This window comes from Kitasatospora sp. NPDC085895 (assembly GCF_040702125.1).
Lineage (GTDB): Bacteria > Actinomycetota > Actinomycetes > Streptomycetales > Streptomycetaceae > Kitasatospora > Kitasatospora arboriphila.
Map to the genome: position 1 here is coordinate 38,954 of NZ_JBFBJY010000052.1, position 20,059 is coordinate 59,012.

At 72.7% G+C, this 20,059-nt stretch carries 18 protein-coding genes and 2 pseudogenes; 7 read left to right on the top strand and 13 right to left on the bottom strand.

The window, feature by feature from the left end; genetic code table 11:
• Positions 1-65 precede the first annotated feature (65 nt).
• A complete protein-coding gene (locus AB0442_RS27510; RefSeq protein WP_366166107.1) occupies positions 66-389 on the bottom strand; it encodes a plasmid stabilization protein in 324 nt (107 codons plus the stop codon).
• 283 nt (positions 390-672) lie between these two features.
• Between AB0442_RS27510 and AB0442_RS27515 the strand changes: the two genes are divergently transcribed.
• Together AB0442_RS27515 and AB0442_RS27520 are read left to right on the top strand one after the other, a co-directional pair.
• Positions 673-1,065, top strand: coding sequence for a hypothetical protein (locus AB0442_RS27515; RefSeq protein WP_366166109.1), 393 nt, complete (start codon positions 673-675; stop codon positions 1,063-1,065).
• A 131-nt stretch (positions 1,066-1,196) separates the two neighbouring features.
• Positions 1,197-1,544 carry a hypothetical protein gene (locus AB0442_RS27520; protein WP_366166110.1) on the top strand — a complete coding sequence of 116 codons (348 nt, stop codon included), beginning with the start codon at positions 1,197-1,199 and terminating at the stop codon, positions 1,542-1,544.
• A gap of 29 nt (positions 1,545-1,573) precedes the next feature.
• On the opposite strand, the pseudogene AB0442_RS27525 reads toward AB0442_RS27520, so the two are convergent.
• The 3 genes and pseudogenes from AB0442_RS27525 to AB0442_RS27535 form a co-directional block, all read right to left on the bottom strand.
• Positions 1,574-1,630 (bottom strand): annotated as a pseudogene (locus AB0442_RS27525) (hypothetical protein); the annotation flags it as partial.
• Positions 1,631-2,024: 394 nt separating this feature from the next.
• Positions 2,025-2,231, bottom strand: a complete 207-nt coding sequence (locus AB0442_RS27530; protein ID WP_366166137.1) for an SDR family NAD(P)-dependent oxidoreductase — start codon at positions 2,229-2,231, stop codon at positions 2,025-2,027.
• Positions 2,232-2,314: 83 nt separating this feature from the next.
• Positions 2,315-3,499 (bottom strand): zinc-dependent alcohol dehydrogenase, encoded by a 1,185-nt coding sequence (locus AB0442_RS27535; protein WP_366166112.1) that lies wholly within the window; start codon positions 3,497-3,499, stop codon positions 2,315-2,317.
• A 490-nt stretch (positions 3,500-3,989) separates the two neighbouring features.
• Between AB0442_RS27535 and AB0442_RS27540 the strand changes: the two genes are divergently transcribed.
• On the top strand, positions 3,990-4,385 hold the full coding sequence (locus AB0442_RS27540; protein ID WP_366166113.1) for a hypothetical protein: 396 nt from the start codon (positions 3,990-3,992) through the stop codon (positions 4,383-4,385).
• Positions 4,385-5,284, top strand: a complete 900-nt coding sequence (locus tag AB0442_RS27545) for an SDR family oxidoreductase (RefSeq protein ID WP_366166115.1) — start codon at positions 4,385-4,387, stop codon at positions 5,282-5,284. Before AB0442_RS27540 ends, AB0442_RS27545 begins: the two co-directional genes overlap by 1 nt.
• Before the next feature lie 1,251 nt (positions 5,285-6,535).
• Here AB0442_RS27545 and AB0442_RS27550 read toward each other — a convergent pair.
• From AB0442_RS27550 to AB0442_RS27575, 6 genes are all read right to left on the bottom strand, one after another.
• Positions 6,536-6,823 (bottom strand): hypothetical protein, encoded by a 288-nt coding sequence (locus AB0442_RS27550; protein ID WP_366166117.1) that lies wholly within the window; start codon positions 6,821-6,823, stop codon positions 6,536-6,538.
• A 392-nt stretch (positions 6,824-7,215) separates the two neighbouring features.
• Positions 7,216-9,684: a hypothetical protein gene (locus AB0442_RS27555; RefSeq protein ID WP_366166118.1), complete on the bottom strand. Its 2,469-nt coding sequence runs from the start codon at positions 9,682-9,684 to the stop codon at positions 7,216-7,218.
• Positions 9,685-10,057: 373 nt separating this feature from the next.
• Positions 10,058-10,414, bottom strand: coding sequence for a hypothetical protein (locus AB0442_RS27560; protein ID WP_366166120.1), 357 nt, complete (start codon positions 10,412-10,414; stop codon positions 10,058-10,060).
• 89 nt (positions 10,415-10,503) lie between these two features.
• Complete coding sequence (locus AB0442_RS27565) at positions 10,504-13,656, bottom strand: lantibiotic dehydratase (protein WP_366166122.1); 3,153 nt, start codon at positions 13,654-13,656, stop codon at positions 10,504-10,506.
• A 36-nt stretch (positions 13,657-13,692) separates the two neighbouring features.
• Positions 13,693-15,066 carry a lanthionine synthetase C family protein gene (locus AB0442_RS27570; RefSeq protein ID WP_366166124.1) on the bottom strand — a complete coding sequence of 458 codons (1,374 nt, stop codon included), beginning with the start codon at positions 15,064-15,066 and terminating at the stop codon, positions 13,693-13,695.
• Positions 15,066-15,473 (bottom strand): hypothetical protein, encoded by a 408-nt coding sequence (locus AB0442_RS27575; protein ID WP_366166125.1) that lies wholly within the window; start codon positions 15,471-15,473, stop codon positions 15,066-15,068. The genes AB0442_RS27570 and AB0442_RS27575 overlap by 1 nt, the downstream gene beginning before the upstream one ends.
• 998 nt (positions 15,474-16,471) lie before the next feature.
• On the opposite strand from AB0442_RS27575, the gene AB0442_RS27580 reads away from it, so the two are divergent.
• Both AB0442_RS27580 and AB0442_RS27585 read left to right on the top strand, forming a co-directional pair.
• Positions 16,472-16,615 carry a hypothetical protein gene (locus AB0442_RS27580; protein ID WP_366166127.1) on the top strand — a complete coding sequence of 48 codons (144 nt, stop codon included), beginning with the start codon at positions 16,472-16,474 and terminating at the stop codon, positions 16,613-16,615.
• Positions 16,616-17,027: 412 nt separating this feature from the next.
• The gene (locus AB0442_RS27585; RefSeq protein ID WP_366166128.1) at positions 17,028-17,543 is read left to right on the top strand and encodes a hypothetical protein; all 516 of its coding nucleotides are present in this window, start codon (positions 17,028-17,030) and stop codon (positions 17,541-17,543) included.
• Between the two features lie 69 nt (positions 17,544-17,612).
• Here the strand turns inward: AB0442_RS27585 and AB0442_RS27590 are convergent, their stop codons facing one another.
• Entirely contained in the window at positions 17,613-18,017 is a 405-nt protein-coding gene (locus AB0442_RS27590; RefSeq protein ID WP_366166129.1) for a spore-associated protein A, read from the bottom strand.
• Between the two features lie 422 nt (positions 18,018-18,439).
• On the opposite strand from AB0442_RS27590, the gene AB0442_RS27595 reads away from it, so the two are divergent.
• On the top strand, positions 18,440-18,913 hold the full coding sequence (locus tag AB0442_RS27595) for a hypothetical protein (RefSeq protein ID WP_366166131.1): 474 nt from the start codon (positions 18,440-18,442) through the stop codon (positions 18,911-18,913).
• A 321-nt stretch (positions 18,914-19,234) separates the two neighbouring features.
• Here the strand turns inward: AB0442_RS27595 and AB0442_RS27600 are convergent, their stop codons facing one another.
• Both AB0442_RS27600 and AB0442_RS27605 read right to left on the bottom strand, forming a co-directional pair.
• The gene (locus tag AB0442_RS27600; protein WP_366166140.1) at positions 19,235-19,531 is read right to left on the bottom strand and encodes a hypothetical protein; all 297 of its coding nucleotides are present in this window, start codon (positions 19,529-19,531) and stop codon (positions 19,235-19,237) included.
• A gap of 297 nt (positions 19,532-19,828) precedes the next feature.
• Positions 19,829-20,059, bottom strand: a pseudogene (locus AB0442_RS27605) (hypothetical protein); the annotation flags it as partial.

Sequence of the window (20,059 nt, forward strand, 5' to 3'; positions counted from 1 at the left end):
CGGCCATGTCTGCGCCGACCACCGCGGGCAGTCGGGAACGCGACACGGACCGGGCGCGTCAACGGTCAGCGGCCGAGTGCGCTGGCCAGCTCCTTCTTGCTCATCTTCGACCGGCCGTGGATGTTGCGCTGCTTGGCCTCGTTGTACAGCTGCTCCTTCGTCGGGCCCTGCGCCCCGGAGTGGGAACGCTGGCCCCCGCGCCGCGACGACGACGTGTCGTGGGTGGAGGACCGGCTGGCGGTCTTCGACTCGCCGTGCCGTGCGCGTTCCTTGTTGACCGTCCTGGAGGCGATCTCCTTGGCCCGCTTCTCGCTCTCGCCGCGGTCGAGTGCGCTGTCCTTGATGTGCTCGTACTGGCGCTCCCGCTTCTTGCTGGATCCTGCAGGCATGGCTGTGTCCTCTCTCGCAGGGCGGGTCTTCTCGCGCCTACCCGGTTCGGAGGGCCGCACGCGCCGAGTCCGAGGTGTGCGCGGGTCGGCCTGCGACCTTGCAGGTCGGCCTCGCTCGTGCCCGCTGCACCTGGCACGGCCCGTGCGCGTGGTCGCGCGGGCGGCGCTGACTCGTGTGCACCGAGCGGAGAGCCTGGGCAGCCAGGGTTGAGGACCTGCGGCGTGGACAGGCGCCGGGGGAGCCCGACGGCCGTGCCGGGCTCTGCGAACCGAGGTGATGATCATGACTCAGCGGCAGGCGAAGTCGCATCCGTCCATGGAAGAGGGGCAGGCCAGCAGGATGGAGGGCGCCCACCACGGGTGGTCGGGCGACATCGACGAGGAACGCCAGGAGCCGAACGACAGCGCGCACCGCTCCTTCGATCCGGACACCTACGCGCCCGGCGCCGGGCCGGGACAGGAACACGCCGAGGAGGAGGACCGGCCGGTGCCCGGGGACACCGTGGAGAGTGAGGGCCGCCGTGGGGAGGACACCGCCCAGAGCCCGGCCTCGTCGAAGCACCGGCACGACAGGGGTGCACGGGGGCCGGCCGGCAGGCCGAGCGGCGGCCGTGACGCGGGTGCCCACACCGGCGTCGACCCTCAGGAGCCCGACAGCCCCACCTCCGGGCACTGAGCACCGGACAGCCGGTCGCAACACGGTTCGGACGGGGCGGTGCCCCATCGGCATGTGATCGCGCCTGTCCGCCATGGCCGGCGGCCGTTGGCGGCCGGCCCCAACTGAAAGGCGCGAGGAGGAGGTAGGTCGTGGGTTTTTCCGGGATCGTCCACAAGCCCGTCGGTACGGTGGTGAGTGCCCTCGGCGGCGCGGAAGCCGGGCACGGCTTCCCGCCCGTTCAGCAGGAGGTGCTCGCGGCCGCCGTGTGGCACAGCGCCCGGTACGGCTGCACGAGCACGGTGTTCGAACCGCTCTCCGGCCGGCTGTCCAAAGCCTGCGACGCGGTGGCCGCCCTGCTGGACCACATCGACCCGGTGATCGAGAAGAGCGCGGACCGGCGCCACATCGTCCCCGTCCTGGAGCGCCTGCTGCGGGACGGCAACGGCGCCACCCGGCAGCTGCGCCGGCTGCGCGCCGCGGCGCTCTCGTGGCGATGATCACCGACCAGACCACCGGCGTGTAGCTGCGCCTGGAGGCGGCCGTCCGGGTGGGGACAGATCCACACGTCGGTCCAGGCCGGGGGACGGCCAGTGCCTTGCCCCGGTCCAGCTCCTCGCCGGCCACCGGGGTGCCGTGGGACGTTTGGTGGTAAAAGCCGCGGCCGTGCCGTCGGCGCGGTATCCCGGGCTGTGCGGGTCGCTGGTTCTCAGACACGTCGGCCGAGGTCCCGTTCCGGGGCGGCTCTCACTGCCTGGTGTACGGGCAGGGTTCCGCGAAGCGTGCGCCCGCCCGGTCTCCGAGAGAGGTGACCACGCAGGCAGGTTGGACTGCTCCGCTGCGAGGACGCCCTGGACGTCGTGGCGCGGCCAGTCACCGGCGGCGGGCAGCGCTCGCGCGACCAGGCCGAGGGCGGCCGTGGAAGCGTGCGGCGGTGCGCGATCCGGTGCGCATCAGCTCCGGCAGGACGGTGGTGGCGTTCACCCCGTCCTCGCGAGTTCCGCCCGCAGCCCCTGGAAGAAGCCCGCGGCGGCGAACTCGGCGGCCACGTAGGGCAGCAGGTGCGGGGCGGGGATCCGGCCGCCGACCGACGAGATGGTCACTACCGCGCCGTCCTTGCCGGCCCGCAGGTCGGCAAGGACGGCCGGGGTGAGGCGCGGCGGCGCGAAGTAGGAACCGGTGACCAGGGCGGTGCGGCCCGCGAAGCGGTCCGGTCATGGTGGACCCTGCGGGCGGGGCTCATGCCGATGGCGGGCGGTGTGACGGACGCTCAGGGTTGGAAGAGCACCTTCACGGCACCGTCCTGCTTCTTCTGGAACATCTCGTACGCAGCCGGCGCCTCGTCGAGCGGGACGTGGTGGGTGGCGAAGGTGTCGACGCCGAGCGGGTCGTCGTCGGTGAGCAGGGGGAGGATGTCGCCGGCCCAGCGGTGGACGTTGGCCTGGCCCATGCGGAGTTGGATCTGTTTGTCGAACATGGTCAGCAGCGGCAGCGGGTCGGTCTGGCCGCCGTAGACGCCCGAGAGGGAGATGGTGCCGCCGCGTCGCACGATGTCGATGGCCAGGTGGAGGGCGTGGAGGCGGTCGATGCCGACGTGTTCCATCATCTTGGCGGCGAGGGTGCCAGGCAGGAGGTTGGTGGCCTGGGCGGCGAGTTTCGCGCCGGGCGAGCCGTGGGCTTCCATCCCGACCGCGTCGATGACGGCGTCCGGGCCGCGCCTGTCGGTGAGGTCACGGATGACATCGGCAAGGTCCTTGCCGTACTTGGTCAGGTCCAGGACGTGCACGCCACGGTTCCTGGCGCGTTCGAGGCGTTCGGGGACGAGGTCGACGCCGATCACCTGGGCTGCGCCGCGGTGCTGGGCGATCCGGCAGCTCATGTCGCCGATCGGCCCCAGACCCAGGACGACGAGGCTGCCGCCCTCGGGCACGGCCGCGTACTCGACGGCCTGCCACGCGGTGGGCAGCACGTCGGAGAGGAAGACGAAGCGGTCGTCCTCGGGCCCGTGCGGGACCTTGATCGGCAGATTGTTCCCGAACGGGACGCGCAGCAGTTCGGCCTGGCCGCCGGGGACCTGGCCGTAGAGCTTGGTGTAGCCGAACAGCGAGGCTCCGCTGCCGTACTTCCGCACCTGGGTGGTCTCGCACTGCGAGTGCAGGCCCTGACGACAGGTGTGACAGGTCCCGCAGGACACGTTGAAGGGGATCACGACCCGGTCGCCGACGTGCACGGCGGTGACGTCGGGTCCGACCTCCTGGACGATGCCCATGGGTTCGTGTCCGAGGATGTCGCCGACGTCGAGGAAGGGGCCGAGGACCTCGTAGAGATGGAGGTCCGATCCGCACAGTCCGCTGGTGGTCACCTTGATGATCACATCGGCCGGGTCCTTGATGGACGGATCGGGGACGGTGTCGACGCGGACATCTCGCCTGCCGTGCCAGGTCAAGGCTTTCATCGTCACTCCTCAGGGGGCCGTACCGAGGTTCACCTTCCCCGCGTCTCTCCATGGCCCAGTCCGCGAAACGGACACACCGGACAGGGACCTGCATGGCCGACGGCGCGGAAGCCTGCGGCTGGCCTGCGGGCTCAGGGCGCCGTCACCGGGAAGCGTTCCCCATCCGGTGCGTCCGAGCCGCTGCACCGCGAGGCCGTCCGCGAGCGGCGCCCCGGTGGGCGCGATGACCAACGCCATCACAGGGCATCGCGTACGGCCTCCGTGGCGCTCCGGCAGGCCACCGACATGCGCACACTCGAGTGACCGGGCCGCCGGACGAGGGGGATCGGCGTCGGGCGGCGTGCTGTGCGGCGCCCCGCCTCCGGACACGCCTGGGGCGGACGCTCCGGTGCGGGCACGCGGGTGGTGTGACGGGTCAGCTCGGGATGAGGCGGGTACATGGGGGTAGGCGCGTCGGCCGAGGGGTCGTCGTGGCCCCGGAACGGGGGCCGTGGTGGACGCGATCGTGCTGTTGAGGGACGACCACAAGACGGTGGAGAAGCTGTTCAAGGCGTTCGAGAAGGCAGGAGAAGACGAGCACGCGGAGAAGCGGCGGATCGCCGATGAAGTGATCGAGGAGCTGACCGTGCACGCGGTGATCGAGGAGGAGAAGGACTGGTTCCTCGAGGTCCGCAAGCCATGGGCCGCAACCGCCTCGTCGAACTCGGCGAACGCCTGGAGGAGACGAGGAAGGCCGCCACACGCGACCCCCTGGAGGTCCCCAGCGCGACCGAGTAGACCGACCGCCGCACCCGGCTCGCTGCACACGGATCGCATCCGCGGTGCGGGGCCGCAAGGGCGGTGCACGACGTGTGAGACGTGTGAGACGTGTGAGGAGGACGGCTGATGGCGGCGAGCGACCAGTACACACCGCAGGACCCGACCGAGCAGTATCCCCGGCCGCCGCAGCCCGAGCAGAGCCAGCCGCATCCCGGCAGCGGAGAGCGGATGCGGCCCGAGCCGGACTACGGCGAGACCTCCTACCGCGGGTCGGGGCGGCTGGCCGGACGGGTGGCACTCGTCACCGGAGGCGACTCCGGGATCGGCCGCGCCGTCGCGCTCGCCTTTGCCCGCGAGGGCGCCGACGTGGCGTTCTGTCACCTGCCCGAGGAGCAGGACGACGCCGGCATCACCGCCCGGCTGATCGAGGGAGCCGGACAGCGTGCGCTGCCGATCGCCGGGGACCTGCGCAGCGAGGAATTCTGCTCCGCCCTGCCCGGCCGGTGCGTCGCCGGCCTCGGCGCACTCGACATCCTGGTGAACAACGCGGCCTACCAGATGTCGCAGCCCGACGGGCTCACCTCGATCAGCACCGAGCAGTTCGACCGGGTGATGCGGACCAACCTGTACGGCATGTTCTGGCTCACCAAGGCGGCGCTGGCGCATCTGCGGCCGGGCTCATCGGTCATCAACAGCGCGTCGGTGCAGGCCTACAAACCGAGCCCACACCTGTTGGACTACGCGATGACGAAGGCCGGCATCGTCGCGTTCACGCAGGGTCTGGCCCAGCAGCTCGCCCCGGACGGGATCCGGGTGAACGCGGTGGCGCCCGGCCCCGTGTGGACGCCGCTGATCCCGGCGACCATGGACGAGGAGAAGGTCGCGCACTTCGGCGAACAGTCCCCGATGGGCCGCCCTGCTCAGCCGGCCGAGATGGCCCCGGCCTACGTGTTCCTCGCCTCCCCGGAGGCCTCCTACATCACGGGGGAGATCGTCAACGCCACCGGCGGCACCCCGCTGCCCTGAGGTCACGGACTCCGCTCGGCCGGATCGCCTCGGCACGCCCTTCGCCCGGAAGGGCGGCTCGGGAATGGAAGAGGATCTTGACGGCGCCGTCGTCCCTGCGCTGGAACGTCCCGTACGCGCCGGGCGCCTCGAGCGGAGGTAATGCGTTCTGGGGCGAGGTCGATGCCGATCACCTGCCCGGCCCGCGAAGGTGTCGGTGCGGGTGCGCATGTCGCCGGTCGGGCCGAGGCCGAGGACGGCGAGGCTGTCGCCGTCGGGCACCGCGGCGTACTCGACGGCCTGCCAGGCGGCCAGCAGGGCGTCGGACAGGGAAGGCGAACCGGTCGTCCGGCGGCCTGGAGGGCGTCTTGACGGGCGGCGTGTCGTCGAACGGCACCCAGCAGCAGTTCGGCCTGCCCGCCGGGACCTGACCGTAGAGCCTGGTGTAGCCGAACAGGGCCGCGCCGTTGCTGCGGACGTGCCTGACGCCTGGGCGGCTGCCGGATCCTTGGACCAGTCTTTCCGGCAGCCGCATCCGTGCGTCCGGCCGCCGTGCAGGCGGCCCCACATCACGGGCTGCGGTGTGTCACCACCTGCGGGCCCGCAGTGGAGTCGGCTTCTTCTGCCAGAGCCCCGATAGGTTTTGTCATGTCTACGGCAGTCATCCTGGATCATCCCCGATGAGCGGCAGTACAGGCCCGGAAAGGTCCGCCCTGCCGCTCGTCCCACGACCCTGTGAACCACCTGCGTCCGTTCGACGGCGAAGGGCAGTCAGAGGACTGCACCGGCCCGGTGCCCGGCTCAGCTGTGGTGGCGCCCCAGGGGGATGCCGAGGCCGGCTGCTTCGGCCTGCTCGTAGTTGGCGAGCGCCAGGCCGAGGCAGAAGAAAGTGGGGCCCATTCGCCGACGAAGATGCCCCACCGGTCGGCGCGTTCGATGTCGGCGTTCTTCTCGGCCTTCAGGGAGGTGGCCCAGGCGATGGCGGTCAGGCCGATGGAGCCGACGGCGGCGGCATGGGCATGCTCGCTGCGGATAACCGGACTCGTGGAGCATCTTGATGATCACGGGTGCTGTCCTTCGGTCGGCCGATGCCGGGCTGTGCGGGGTGGCCGGGGCCACGCGCGGCCACGCCGGTGGGGCCGGCCCCGGCTACCGCACCGAGCCTGCCGCCCCTGCTTCGTTCCCGTACCCCCACCGCCGCCGGGAGTGAACCACTCCCGCGCGCAGCCGCGGACGGCCACAGCTGCGCGCAAGGTCCTGCCGCGGTGCCGCTCACCGGAGGGGGAAGTCGGCCCACACCGTCTTGCCGGCCCCCTTCGGCCGGGAGCCGGTGAAGGCGCACACACCGGGTCCCGCGGTGTCTCGAAGGAGCGTCACCGAGGAAGATGTGTGTCTGTCCGGCTGTACGCCGCCTGAGCCGCGCTGCACCGTCTGCGCGGTCTGCTCGCCGGTGCGGGGGTGGTGCAGGGCCTGTTCCAGGTCGGGGTAGAGGGGGAGGACCTGGTCGGCCTGGGTGACTTCGAGGACGCGCCGGGCGACGGGGCTGGGTGCGGCCAGCACGATCGGAATGCCCGGGGCCAGTGCCGCGAGCCGGGCTGTCCGGCGGGGAGCTGCGTCCGGGGCCGTAACCCGCCGTTCGCTGCTTCGGCAGTACCTGCCCAAGGGCGCGGACCTCCGCACGTTCAGCCAAGCGGACCTGGACGTCATCGCCCACGAGCTCGACCATCGCTGCGCAGGACCCATGGTTATCGCACTCCGGTGGAGGTCTACGCCGACTTCCTGAACAGCGGTGGTGCGCGGACCGCTTGAGCTCGCCTCGTTTTTCGACACTCAACATCCGATCATCGGTGTCGAGCGTGTGCAGGACGCTGAAAACGGATCGGCCGCCGGCTGGTCCGAGCCGCGGTCGCCGTCGCCGCGTTGGCAGAGGCGTTTCGTTCTGCCGGAGCAGGTCAGGGCCAGCGATCGAGTGTCTCGGTGACGGCGGCCCACAGGTGCTTCACCGCGTCGGGACCGGCGGTGTCTGCGACGAGGCTGACCATCTCTGCGAGGACGGCCAGTGCGGCAGCGCGGTGCCCGTCGTCCAAGGCTGCGCGCAGTACGGTGAGTGCGGCCGCGCCGGCCTGTGGCGTGCCGGCGAGCGCTGCGGCCCGCCGGGCCACGGCGACGAACGTGCCGTCGGCCGGGTCTTCGCAGGCCATTGCGGCAGTCCGGGGCAGCAGTGCCGCCGGGGCGTAACGTGCCAGGGCACTCAGCGGTCGGGCGCGCAGGTGCACAGGCGTAATGGTTTCGATCGTGGCGAGGGCCCGGGCCAGCTGGGCGGTATCGAGGTAGCGGACCAGATTGGTCAGGGCATCGGCGCATCGCCCTCCGTCGGCCAGGGCGGCTGCTGCGGCCAGCACCTGGTCCAACCCGTTGGAGTCGAGGCAGGCCGCGACGCCGGCCAGGGCCGACGCACGATGCCACTCATCGGTGACGGCGAGGGCATCGGCCAGCGCCACGGCCACCGCCCGGGCTCTCCGGGCTCCGGACAGGACCGCAGCAAGAGCGACGAGGACCCGCATCCGTTCAGGCCCGGTCGGCATGCCGAAGACGGCCTCGCAGGCGCGGTCGAGCGCCCCGCCGGACAGATGGGCGGCCATGCCCGACAGTGCCAGGGCACGCAGGCCGACATCGGGAATCACCAGGGCGGTGACGAGAGCATCGTCGAGCTGCGGGCCGTCGAGGTGCGGGACCAGCTCGGTGAGATGGTGGGCCCGCGCGTGCTCGTCCAGGCCTGCGATCACGTCCAGGATCCTGGCCCGCCAGGACGGTTCGGGCAGGTACGGGCAGAGCCGGGTCATCGCCTCCACCTGCTGGTAGGGGTACTCCACGGCCTCAGCAGCGGTCCGGGCATGCCCCAGCGCACCGACACGCACGGCACCGTCGAGGTGCGGAAGCATGCGCGTCAGCACGAGGGCCCGCTCGGGCACCGGCATGGCCAGGGCCGCCGAGACTGCTCCGGCCTGCTGGGCCGGGCCGAGGTGGGCGACTACGGCCATCAGCGCCCGATGCGAGAGGTCGGTGGTATCGGCGAGGGCGATGGCGAGGGCCTCGTCCAGCCGGGCGGCGTCGAGATACGGAGCGAGGCCGCCCAGGGTGTCGGCGACCGGTGCGCTCCATGGCTCTGCGGCGGCGACGACCAGCAGCGCCCGGTCCAGCTGGGAGGGATCGAGGCGGGGCGCCAACGCGGTGATCGCCGTCAGCCGGGCACAGACGTCCTCAACCCGCAGGGCGCCGGTGAGCGCCCGCTCCAGCTGGGCACCGTCGAGGTGGGCGACCAGCGAGGCCGGGGTCTCCACCCCTGTCTCGACGGCTGCGAGAGCGAGCGCCCTGTCCAGTGCCGCAACCCGCTCGGCGCCCTCCAAACGGCTGGCCAGCGCGGTCAGCAGCTGCACCTGCGCAACGTTGTCACCGATCGCGGTCGTCGCGGCCAGGGCCAGGCGGAGGGCCTCGATGCGGCGAGTGCCGCCGAGGTGCGGGGCCAGGGCAGTCAGCGCGGCGGCGCGATGGTGTCTGTGCATGATCGCAGCCGCGGCAGCCACGGCCCGCTCCAGCTGCACCGCCTCAAGGTACGGAGCAAGGCCGGCCAGCGCCCGGGCCCGCTCGTGCCCGTCGGCGAGAGCCGAGGCGGCGACAAGGGCAGTGTCCAGTTGGGCGTGATCAAGGTAGGGGGCCAGACCTGCCAGGAGGGCAGCGGAGGCGGTGGCGTCCGCGAGCGCCCGGTCCAGCCGTGCGTGATCGAGTCGGGAGGCGAGGGCGACGACGACTTCCGGCTCGGCGGACCCCAACGCCTCGGCGAGCTGGGCTTCGTCGAGAAACGGGGCCAGCGCGCGGTACACGGCCGGCCACCGGTCGGCGTCGTCCTCGAAATCGCCCGGCTCGTACGCCTCGGCGGCTGCCAGGGCGAGCCTGACTCCATCAGCCCGAAGCGGCTCGGGAAGGCGCGGGACCACATCGAGGAGCTCCCACTGCCGCAAGTAGTCTTCGGCAGCCAGCGCCGCATCCAGGTCGGCACGAGAGGTCGGGCGCTCCGGCGGCGCCGGAGGCCGTCCGGCGGCAAGCCACGCCGCTGCTTCGGGGTCGAGCAGCGCCAGAGCGGCGGCCCGCTGCGGCGGCTGCAAGTGCGGCAACAGCGCTTCCACCAGCACGGGGCGTTGCCGCCGTTCGAGGAGCCCGACCTGGGCGAGGGCCTGCTCCGCCGACCACTCGCCCGCCAGCAGCAGCTGCTCGACCAGACGATCAGGCAGGACGGCGGGAAGGCTACGGACACTGACGCCGGCCAGGCCGAGCCTGATCTCCTCGACCAGCGAAACCGCGGGACGGCCACCAGCGAGATCAGCGTCGGTGCAGGCCCGCGCGGCAGCAAGTAAATCGATCACCCGGGCACAATAACGGCTCCCTGGGAAGGCAGGCCCAGCGGTCACGCGTGAGCCTGCCGCACTCCGCACACGGTCAGGCGGAACGGACCGGGCCCGAACCCGGTCGGCCCCTCACCGCCCTGGCCCGGCGGAGTTCGGCGTGCGCCTGCCCTGCGGGCGGAGTCGTCAGCCGGGCGGCGCGGTCCGGGCACAGGCCCCGTGAACGGGAGATCGATCCGCTTGTCCATGTCGAGACGGAAGGTCCCTTACGGGTTGATGTTCGACCAGAACAGCGCGGTCGGTCCGCGCCCGTCCTCCTCGGTGAGCCTCGACGCTGACGACCTCGTGCGTGATCAGCCGCGGCCCGTGTTCGGCAGAGGGCTGGGTTTGCTGATCACGCGGCTCGGCCTGCCAGGAGTGCCGCCAACTGGTGCGTGTGCACGGCTTGTTGGTCAGAGAGGAGTCCGGCTGCGGCTCGGATGGTGTCGGGCAGGTGGCCGCGGCGGCCGTGGTGTCGGGCGAGGGTGCGCCAGTTCTTCAGGCAGGCGATGCCGTGTTCGACCGGCATGCGGCGTGAGGAGTGTTCGAAACGGGCCCGTTCGTGGTGGGCCATGAGCCACTGGACCTGCTCGAGGTACTTGCCGCGGCGGTTGCGGGGCGGGGTGGAGCCGTCCCGCGGCGGCAGCGGCTGAGAGGCATGGCAGGAGACGCATACCTGCGAGGGGGAGCGGCATATCGTGGTGACTGGCAATCTGATTCTCCACACACCGGCGGACAACCTCGACTATGAGGGTTCGCTGAGCCCACGCGCGGCGCACGTGGGCCTCGCGCTGCTGCCGGTCACCCGGTGCGCAGGGTCAGGCTCTGGCGTGTGCGGTGGAGCAGCTCGACCGCCGTGCGTTCGGCGGCGGGGCTCGGGCCCAGCAGGCGGTTGCAGTGCAGGTGGACGTAGCTGTCGCAGAGATCGAGGAGCGGGCGGCCGAGCAGTGCGCGCCGGTGCAGGTCGGTGAGCCGGGCGGCGGCGGGGGCCAGGAGGCGGCGGCGTTCGGCGAGGACGTCGGCGACGGGAGGTGGCGGCGGGGTGCTCAGCAGTTCGCAGAACTCGGCCTTGCGCGCGCGGAATTCGGCGCCGGCGAGGCGTTCGTGGTGGGCCCGGCGGCGGTAGAGGCGCAGCCGGGCCTGTGCGTCCAGGCCGATGCCCGCCAGCAGGTCGTCGATGCTGAGCAGGGCGAGCGCCGTGTCGTCGAGCGGCAGCCGGCCGGTGCGGCGCAGGGCCAGCAGGTCGAGTACGGCGTGGCTGTCGGCCGTGTAGAGCGCCTCGGTGGCGTCCATGGCGGGGAGGCCGCCGTAGCGTTCGACCTCGCGGTCGTAGACGTCGAAGCCGAACCGGGTCAGGTACCCGTCGGCGAGGGTGGCTCCGGCCCAGTCGCCGAGGGCCGGGACGAGCAGGGCGGGGTCACCGCGCAGGCGCAGCCGCAGGTGGGGTTCGGGGTCGGCGTAGCGCAGGAAGAAGCGGCGGTCGGTGTGGTGCGCCAGGGAGGCGACGATGTCGCGGACGGCGCCGGCGAGCAGGGTGTCCTCCTCCTGCCGGTCGCCGTACAGCTTGAGGTAGGTCCAGTCGCTGCCCGGGGGGCGGAGGCGGTCGGCCCGTGCGACGGGGGCGTGGTGTGGGCGGGGCGGTGGTGTGGGCGGGGTGGCGGTGCGGCGTGTCATGGAGACGACGAGTTCCACGATGCGGGGCCCGTCCGGCCCTGTGGCCCAGGCGTCGTCGAGGCCGGGGAGGGCTTCCTGGAGGATCACGGCGCCGCCGGGCGGCAGGTGGGTCAGGGCCCGGCGGATCTCCTCGGTGTGGGAGCGTCCGGTGGTGTCGAGGAGGAGGCGGTGGTCCGCCGCTTCGTCGCTGCTGGTCAGGTAGGTGTGGCGGGGCACGCGCCAGCGGCGGCGCCAGGCGTCGAAGGCGGCCGAGAAGCCGTCCGGGCTCCCGGTGAGCTGCCGGGCCTGGAGGTGGTCGACGCGCCACTGGGCCGGGCGCAGGACGATCCGGCCGTAGGTGACCCGGGGGAGGTAGGGGAAGTGGCGGGCGGGGCCCCAGTCGAATCCGGCGAGTTGCGCGGTGCCGTCGAGGCTCAGGTCGGCGAGGAAGCGACAGACGGCGGGGGCCCGGCTGTGGTTGAGCATGTGCCCGGAGCAGACGGTGACCTCCCGGGCGGCTCGTGGGACGCGCTCTTCGGTGCCGTCCGCCCTCGGGTCCGGTCCTGGCGCGCCGTCGTCCCAGATCAGGGCGAGCCTGCCGTCGCTGATCCGGACCGCGAGTTCGTCGAGGGGGACGTAGCGGGCCGGGCCGTCCTCGGCGCTGGTCCGGATGCCGATCTCGTGGTCGCGGACGGTGGGGCGCACGACGACGTTGGCGGAGCGGGTCTTCTCGGGGAGGTAGACCAGTTCGGCGAGGACGCGGCCGGGGTCCAGGGTGCGTTCCGCGGCGGCGACGTCGGCGAGGGCGGGGGCGGCTCCCGGGAGCATGCCGGCGAAGCGGCCGAGGTTGCGTCCCGCGGCTCCCGCGCCGATGTTGGGGCCCACCACGAGCCGGAAGTCTCCCGCGTCGACGGCGGCGGCCGATGGGGCGGCGACCATGGCGTAGAGGTCGAGCGACAGGGGCAGCCGGGCGGGGGCGACGTCCCGGAGGGTGAGTCGGTCGAGGGTGTCCTGGTCGAGGTCGACGGCGGCCAGGTGGTCGTGGAGCGCCTCGGTGGCGAGGCGCAGCAGGGTGTCGGCCCGGTCGGTGTCGAGGGCGGCCACCGTGGTGGTCGGGGACGGGGTGCCGAGGCCGGTGACGGGGTCGAGGAGTTCGAGGACGGGCACGTCGCGGGCGGTTCCGTACCGGGCCTCGAACGCGCGCCGGTACGCGGTGATGTGCGGCAGCCCGTCCGGGAAGGGGGTGAGACGCAGCAGCAGGTCGGCGGCCTGGACGGCGGCGTCGGCGACCCGGTGGGACACCGTCCCGGCCGCGAGGGGCAGTGCCGTGTCGACCTGGACGGGGGTGCCGGTGTCGAGACCGGTGACGTGGCGGGCGTGGTCGGCCAGCGCCGGAAAGGTGTCGGCGCCGGCGTCCGGGGGCTGCTTTCGCCAGTCCTGGATGGCGGCGAGCAGCGCGGCCAGGTCGGCGTGGGCGGCGGCGGCCGCCGGAATCCGGCCGAGGTGGTCGAGGACGTGCCCGGCAGGGTCGAGGTGGGTCAGCGGCGGGTGGAGGTCCGTGAGGAGGAAGGCGTGCCGCCACAGCCGGTGGAGCAGGTCGTCGACCTTGCCGGGGGTCGCTCCGGGGACGGTGCGCAGCAGCTCGGCGGCGAGGTCGGCGTGGCTGATCGGGGTGCGGGCGAGGGCGAGGGCGAGCAGGACGGCGCCGGTGGCGCGGAGGGTGACGTTCTCACCGCCGGTTGCCGTCCGTGGCGCCTCGACGCCGCTGAGGGTGACCCGGCCGGCCCGGTGCAGCACGGCCGGGTTGGTGATGACCCGGGTCGCCCGGCGGATCCGCGGGGCCGATTCGAGGGCGGTGACGTAGTGCAGCAGGGCGTGCATGTCGAGCCGGGCGTGGACCTCGGGTGGCCGGTCGTCGGCGAGTCGGACGTCGGTGGCCGGCCCCCACTGCCCCACGGCGGCGCCCGCGTTGAGCCCGAACGGGGTGGGACGGGTGCTGAGCCGGACGAGGTAGCGCAACAGGCTCGCCTCGAGCCGTCGTCGATCGCGTTCGGTGGCCGTCGGGCGCCGCAGCGCGGCCGCCAGCGGCAGCGAGGAGACGGCGACGGCGCACCGCGCCAGCGCGTCGGCCCGTACGTACGCGGTGGCGGGCTCCGGCCCGGGGGTGTCGGCCGCGGGGTAGCGGGTGACGGGCAGGATCGACGTGCGGATCATGACGAAGTCGAGGGCGCGGTAGCGGCTCCGCGCCCCCGGGGACGGCCCTTGCCGGGCGCCCGGAGTGCGGGAGGCGTCGGTGGTCATCGCGGTGGGTGGGTGGTCATGGCGGTGGGCGGCGGGTCACGACAGCAGGAAGAACCGGTCCCAGGCGGGAGGTTCGGGGGTGGCGGCGGCCAGGAGGGCGAGGGCGATCCCGGGGGTGCCCTCCAGGAGGCCGACCCGGTCTGCACGGGTGCCGTCGGGTTCGACGCTGCGGTAGCCGAAGGGTGATCGGGGCCGGTACTCGCCGAGCAGTTGGTCGACCAGGCGGTGCGCTGCGGCGCCGATCGCCTCGTCCCCGGTGTCGGCGGCGAAACGGAGGGTGATCTGCAGCAGACCCGCGACGCCGTGGCAGAATCCGGGCGAGTCGACGCGGCGCCAGGCGATCGGGCGCGCCAGCGCGGTGCGCAGGGCGGCGGTGGCCGCGGCGGTGAGGCCGGAGTCACCCAGGGCGGTGCCGGCCAGCCACAGCGCGCGGGCGACACCCGGGCTGCCGTAGCACCAGGCGTCGCGGGCCGGTGTCGGAGCGGGGGCCCGTGCACCGGGCACGGCGGCCGAGGGCTCCTCGACCGCCGGTGGGTACGCGGCGACCGACGGGTAGCCGCCGCCCCGGGCGTCCGCGACGTGCTGTGCGGCCAGCCAGGACGCGGCCCGGCGGATCGCCTCGGTGTGGCCCGGCACCGCCGGCCCACGGGCGTCGGCGTGGACGAGGGCGAGCAGGGCGAGGGGACCGGTGATGCCGTGCGCCAGACCGCAGTTGGCGACCGCGCCCGGGTACTTCGCGCGCATGGCCTCGTCGGCGATCAGGGCGTGCGGGGTGTGCCAGGCGGGGAGCCCGTCGGGGTCCGGGCAACCCCGGCACAGGTCGACCAGCCAACCGAGCAGGGTGGTCGACGCGCGGTCCCGGTCCGGGCCGGGCGGCCGGACGCGCAGGCAGGCGGCCACACCGGTCCAGCCGGAGACGACGTCGAAGGTCCCGACCGCCAGTCCCCGCCCGTCGACCGCGGGCAGCCTGCGGGGGATCCGCGTGTACAGGCTGTTGTCGAGGTCGCCGAGCAGCGCGCGGTACCGCCCCCGGCCGTCGGCCAGGTAGGCGGTGGTGAACGCCACTCCGGCGAGCCCGGAGAAGAGCCCCAGGGCCTTGACGGGGTCCCGCGCGGTGCCCTCCACGGCGCGGGCGAGGTGACGGTGGGCCACCAGGTCCCAGCCCTGGCCGGGCAGGCAGCGGTCGAGGTGCCCGAAGGCCAGGGCGAGGCCGCCGGCGCCCTGCGCAGTGCTGTACGGCGTCCACCGCGGCCGCCCCCGGCGCGCACCGGCCCGGCCCGCGGCCTCCGCCGTGCCGGGATCGCGCAGCCGGGAGAGGACGTCCACGGCCGCGTCACGGACCCGCGCCACGGTCCGCGCGTCACGGACCGCCGGCTCCCAGGCGGCCGCCTGCTGCGCTGCTACGGCCATCAGCCTTCCCGGGACGATCGGGACTCCCGCTCGACGCGGCGGATGACGTGTTCTCCGGCGACCCTGCGGGTGATGCCGTCGGCGCGGACCTGACTGACCTCCAGGACGTAGTGGTCCTCGAAGAACTGGACCGGGACCGTGTCGCACTCCGAGGTGCACGAGCCGCAGGTCGAGCAGGTCTCCGTCTCGCCGGCGGCGTCGGCCGCGGGCAGGCTGACGACGGTGCACTCCTCACCGCAGGTGCTGGCGCAGCTGTTGGTGCACTCGTCCCCGCAGGTACTGGCGCAACTCGCTGTCTCGCCCGCCTCGGGGGGGAACTGGTCGACGGCCGTGGTGACCACCCTGACCCGGATGTCCAAGTCGAACTGGTCGTCGCCGATCCTGGCGTTTACTTGCCTGTCGTTCATGGCGCAACCTTCTGGGGGTGGTTGCCGAGCATGTTCACTCGTTTCCACTATGGCACCGCGACGGGTGGCTGCAAGCGGGTGACGGCACCGCAGCATGCAACTCTCCGTGACATTGTGACGCTCCGTTTCCGGTTGCCGTCATCCTCCGCCACCGGTGGGTCGACTCCCACTTCCGGCAGGAGGGAGGAGAGGCGCCAGGAAACGGGGGCGAAACGCGAGGTGCACCGTGGGAGTGGAGCTTTGGATCATGGGGCCGGCACGGGATGGCTTCGTCGGACACCCCGTCCGTCCGGCGGTGACGCGCGGCATGCCTCCGCTCTTCCTCACCGCGTCCAGTGCACCGGTCGAGGAGGTTCCCGTCCGCGGCCGGCCAGGCACCGATCGAGCAGACGCCGCGGCTCGTCCTCAACGGGCGGCTGCCGCTCGCCGACGCATGCCGCCGTGTCGCGAAGCCGGTCACCGTCGGCGTCCTGACGTCCACTTACGTCAACTCCCTCCTCGAGCTCACCCAGGTCCGGCGCTTCGTCGTACAGGTGGTTCGCGCAGCGGTGCCGGACGACCGAGCCCTGTGCCCCTTCGCGCCGATGCCGTACGTCACTCCGCCCCGGCCCGTCGGCGAGACGCCGTACCGGCCCGTCGGCGAGACGCCGTACCGGCCCACCCTTTCCCCTCCGAGCCGTGGCGGGCGTTCGTGTGGCCCGAAGAACTTCCCGTGGCGACTGTGCTTGCGTAAGGCACCCCCGCACAGCAGTGAGGCCCGCCGGTCGAACTGGCGGGCCTCGGTCGTTCCGCGTGCGGTTGCGAGGACGGCAGGCAGGCGTCGCCAGCTGGTGTTGCCCGGGAGTGCGTCGTCGGCGTCGCCTCGGCACCTGCGGGCGGCGGGCACCGGCCCTGGGGGCCGGCGGCGGCGCGGCGTGGGCGGTGGTCTCTCCCACGGTCTCGGAGTCGCTGCCCGCACCCTGCCGTGCGGCGGCACGGCCCGGGGCCATGACGGCATCGTGAACGGCTACTGCAGCGAGACCCCGGTCACCGCTGACGGCCGCCACGCCTCCGTGGTGAGCAACGCCCACCTTGCGACCAACGCGCCCATCGCCCGGATGCACACCCTGCTGGGCGCCGCCCTCTGCGAAGCCGTGCCGTAGCCGGAAGACGCCTGCCGGGAGCCTCGCGGGCCCCGGCAGGCTGCGGAGGCGATCCGCCGACCGACGGCATGGACAGTGCAGTGCTGGACCGGAAAGGGTGATGTGGACAACAGGATCGGGCAGTCTGGACGCCGTTCCTTTCGTGAGTTGTTTCGGCGGGTGGCGCCGCCGACGATCGTTCGGCGTCCACAAGGCGGCGCCGGAGGGCTCGGACGGCGAGCCAGGGGCAGGGTGCGCGGCCGTGGACGGCATGATCGCGTTGCCGGTGGTGATCGTTTGGCTCGGCTGCGTGACCTTCGTCTCTTGTCGGGGCGCGGGTGTCATGGTTTGATCACGATGCGTTCCCGGCCGGTGACCGCGGAGGTGGGGCATCGGGCCGGGGATCTGCTGGTGTACGGCTGCGTTGTCGGGGGTGAGTGATTTGTTTGCGGATGCCGAATCCGCCGCAGGCGATGGCGAGCCGACGCCTGCGGAGTTGCGGGATCTTCAGGCCCGCGCCGACGCATTGGCGCGGGACGTCGCCGCCGTGCGGGAGCGACTGAAGCAGCAGACCGGCCTGCCGCGGGCCGTGCGAGGAGCGCTGCCGGGCGATGTGGGCGAGACGCTCACCCGGGCGGCACGGCGGATCGGGGAGGCGGCGGAGAAGCTCGCCCGGGTCCGGGCCGCCCAGTGGCCCGGGTCGTGCACGGCGTGGTGGGGAGTATGTCCGCGCTGCGGACCGACCCTGAGAACCGAGAACGGTCACTCGTGGTGCGAGGAGTGCGGCGCTGGATGGGGCTACGACCGCACCCGGAGCCCGTGCGGTGAACCGGCGACCTTCCTGGCGATGGACGCGCAGGGCGGCACCGTCGTCGTCTGCGCCGCGCACGGCCGACACATTCAGGACAGCCTCGAAGGCGGCCTCCTCCTGGCCATGCCCACGTCCTGACGCCAGGGGCACCACGGCACAGCACCGCTCGACCTCGGATCCCCGGCCGAGGTCGGGGACGGGCCGCGATCAGCCGCAGTGCGCGTTGAAGCCGCCGCTGACGTTGCTCTCGATGCCGCCTTCCCAGTCGATGCAGCTGTGCTCGGCGTGCAGGTAGACCGGCCCGGCATAGGACCGGTAGTAGTTCTCGTCGAGCTTCGTCCAGGTGGAGGCGCCGGCAAGACTCAGCCCGGCGAGCATGAGGATCGGCTGTCCCGGGCTGTTGCGGACCGTCACCACGCAGTTGTTGCCGTTGCTGCTGTTGTAGGTCAGGTAGACCGTGCCGCCGAGGTTGAGGTCGCGGTGGTCGATGACGGTGTAGCCCGAACCGCAGACGCCGTTGTAGCCGGCGGCCTGCGCAGCCGTCGGCACTGCAGTGGCGGCGGCGCCCGCCACCAGGGCCAGGGTGCCGAGACGGGCAGCGGCTCGCTTCATCGACATGTGCATCGGGTTCACTCCATCCTGCGGGGCTCGTGACGCCCGGTCCTGGCCGTGTCCTGCCGGTCCCACCGGTTCCGAACGGGGGCGTGCCAGGGCAACGGGGGAGGCACGCGGTGCGTACGGGGCGGGGCGGCGCTTCCGGGCCGGTCGTGGTGAGCAGACTGGCAAAAGCCCGTATCGCCGGGGTAGCGCGGCCGCCGAACGCCACCGGTGCCGCGCGCCGATGCCCCAGCTTCGCCCTGCTGCGCCCCTTCGCCCGGCGCAGCTGCGCCCCCGCCGGTCTGCAACCCGCGCGTGCGGGCACGGGCGCGGTGTGTGCCCGGGCGGCGGCGCGACTCCGGTCCCGCTACCGGGACGATACGGAGGCCGACGATCATGGCGCGCATCGCGTCCGACCCTGATGGAAGGCTGATTGCATGCGCACGATCGCACGACGGATGGCGGTGGCCGCAGCGGCGCTGCTTGCGGTGGCCGGCGGCATCACGTTCTCGACGGCCACCCCGGCGATGGCGGGCGGTTGGGGGTGTTCGGGCACCGAGGTGAGCGACTCCCCGTTCGCGGTGAAGGCCTACGGCGGCCAGGTGCTGAGCCACGTGCACCTGTTCTGGGACAGCTCGACGGGCCGCAACTGTGCGGTCAACGTCAAGGCCGGAAGCCTGTACGGAACCGCGGGCTTCATCTCGATCCGGCTGATCGAGTGCCGCGAGGACACTCCCGGCGGCAGCTCCGACTGCACCAGTATCGAGAACCGGCCCGACGGAAGCGACAACTACCGTTACTACGCCGGTCCGGTGAGCGTTCCGGGCTCCGGCCACTGCATCTGGGTCGAGGGCATCACCTCGGGCCCCAGCGCGATCGGCTACTACACCAGCCCGACCTTCCACTGCTGACCGGAGCGCCCGCCCCCTCGGTGCGGCAGTCCGTGCACGGGACGTCAGCCGCATCTGCACCGTGCGAGTTGTAGCCGCAGCCGTCGTTGACGCACCACGACCTCGCCGGACCGATGTCCCCGGCCGCCGGTCTGCGGCGGCCGGCTGTCCGTCCGGGCCCCAACCGCTCAACGCGGAGCACTGCTGGGGGCGGTGTCACCGGTGCGAGCAGCCCCGCCAGGGCTCGGGCCGGACGGATCGGATGGCCGGGGCGCATCCACCCGATCAGCGAGCGCATGGCTGGGCCCGGTCGTGGGCGGGCGGCGCCGTTTGAGGGCGCCGTTACTCCGATCGCACTGGCCAGCGCGTGCCCGGGGTCTTGACGACACGGTCGCCGATGTCGAGTGCCTGGTACGTCCGGCCGTCCACCTGCACGGCGAGCTCACGCCCCTGGTCGGTGCGGATCCGCATCATGCAGCGGGTTGTCGTGCCGTAGGTACCGGTCGAACTGCTCACCCACCGCTCGGTGACCTCCCCGGTGTAGGCATCGTCGACCACGTTCGCCCGTTGCGCGGCGATGATCACCAGGATCAGGGCGAGCGGGCCGAGGGAGAGGATCAGGAAAACGGTGCTCGACATGTGCGCCCCCCGCATCGACGACGGCACAGGCCATCCACGGCAGGGTACCGCTCTTGACGGAACCAGCCCAGAAGGCATACCCAGAGCGTGAGTTGGGGCCCGCTGCGGGTATGGGTGCGCGCGGCCCTGGTCCACAACGACAGCCGGCCTCCTGCCCGCCCACTTCCTACCGCAGGACCGGGACCGGTGGCGGGCGGCTGCCATCCCAGCGACGTGACGGCATCCTAACGAGCTGGTGTGTGATTGCGGCGGGGATTGCGCCGGCCTGGGCCGGGGCTCGGTCCAGGCGGTGGCGGTGCGGTCGGAGACCAGGCCGGCGATGGCGAGGTAGGTGTCCGGGAGGGTGTCGCGGCGGTGGGTCCAGCGGGTCAGGCCTTTCCAGCGCTTGTGGTCGGCGAGGGCGTGCTCGACCAGGATGCGCTGGGAGGAGTGGTGGTGGCGGGCCCGCTCGCGGGCCTCGTGGACTTCCGGTGGGCAGCTCTTGTTCGCCTTCCGCGGCGGGGTGATGGCCTGGCCGGGGTGATCCCG

Coding starts and splice junctions, on each gene's coding strand:
- AB0442_RS27590 (WP_366166129.1), bottom strand. CDS start 18,017: ATGAAGCGAGCCGCTGCCCGTCTCGGCACCCTGGCCCTGGTGGCGGGC.
- AB0442_RS27510 (WP_366166107.1), bottom strand. CDS start 389: ATGCCTGCAGGATCCAGCAAGAAGCGGGAGCGCCAGTACGAGCACATC.
- AB0442_RS27545 (WP_366166115.1), top strand. CDS start 4,385: ATGGCGGCGAGCGACCAGTACACACCGCAGGACCCGACCGAGCAGTAT.
- AB0442_RS27565 (WP_366166122.1), bottom strand. CDS start 13,656: ATGACCACCGACGCCTCCCGCACTCCGGGCGCCCGGCAAGGGCCGTCC.
- AB0442_RS27570 (WP_366166124.1), bottom strand. CDS start 15,066: ATGGCCGTAGCAGCGCAGCAGGCGGCCGCCTGGGAGCCGGCGGTCCGT.
- AB0442_RS27600 (WP_366166140.1), bottom strand. CDS start 19,531: ATGTCGAGCACCGTTTTCCTGATCCTCTCCCTCGGCCCGCTCGCCCTG.
- AB0442_RS27535 (WP_366166112.1), bottom strand. CDS start 3,499: ATGAAAGCCTTGACCTGGCACGGCAGGCGAGATGTCCGCGTCGACACC.
- AB0442_RS27575 (WP_366166125.1), bottom strand. CDS start 15,473: ATGAACGACAGGCAAGTAAACGCCAGGATCGGCGACGACCAGTTCGAC.
- AB0442_RS27595 (WP_366166131.1), top strand. CDS start 18,440: ATGCGCACGATCGCACGACGGATGGCGGTGGCCGCAGCGGCGCTGCTT.
- AB0442_RS27515 (WP_366166109.1), top strand. CDS start 673: ATGACTCAGCGGCAGGCGAAGTCGCATCCGTCCATGGAAGAGGGGCAG.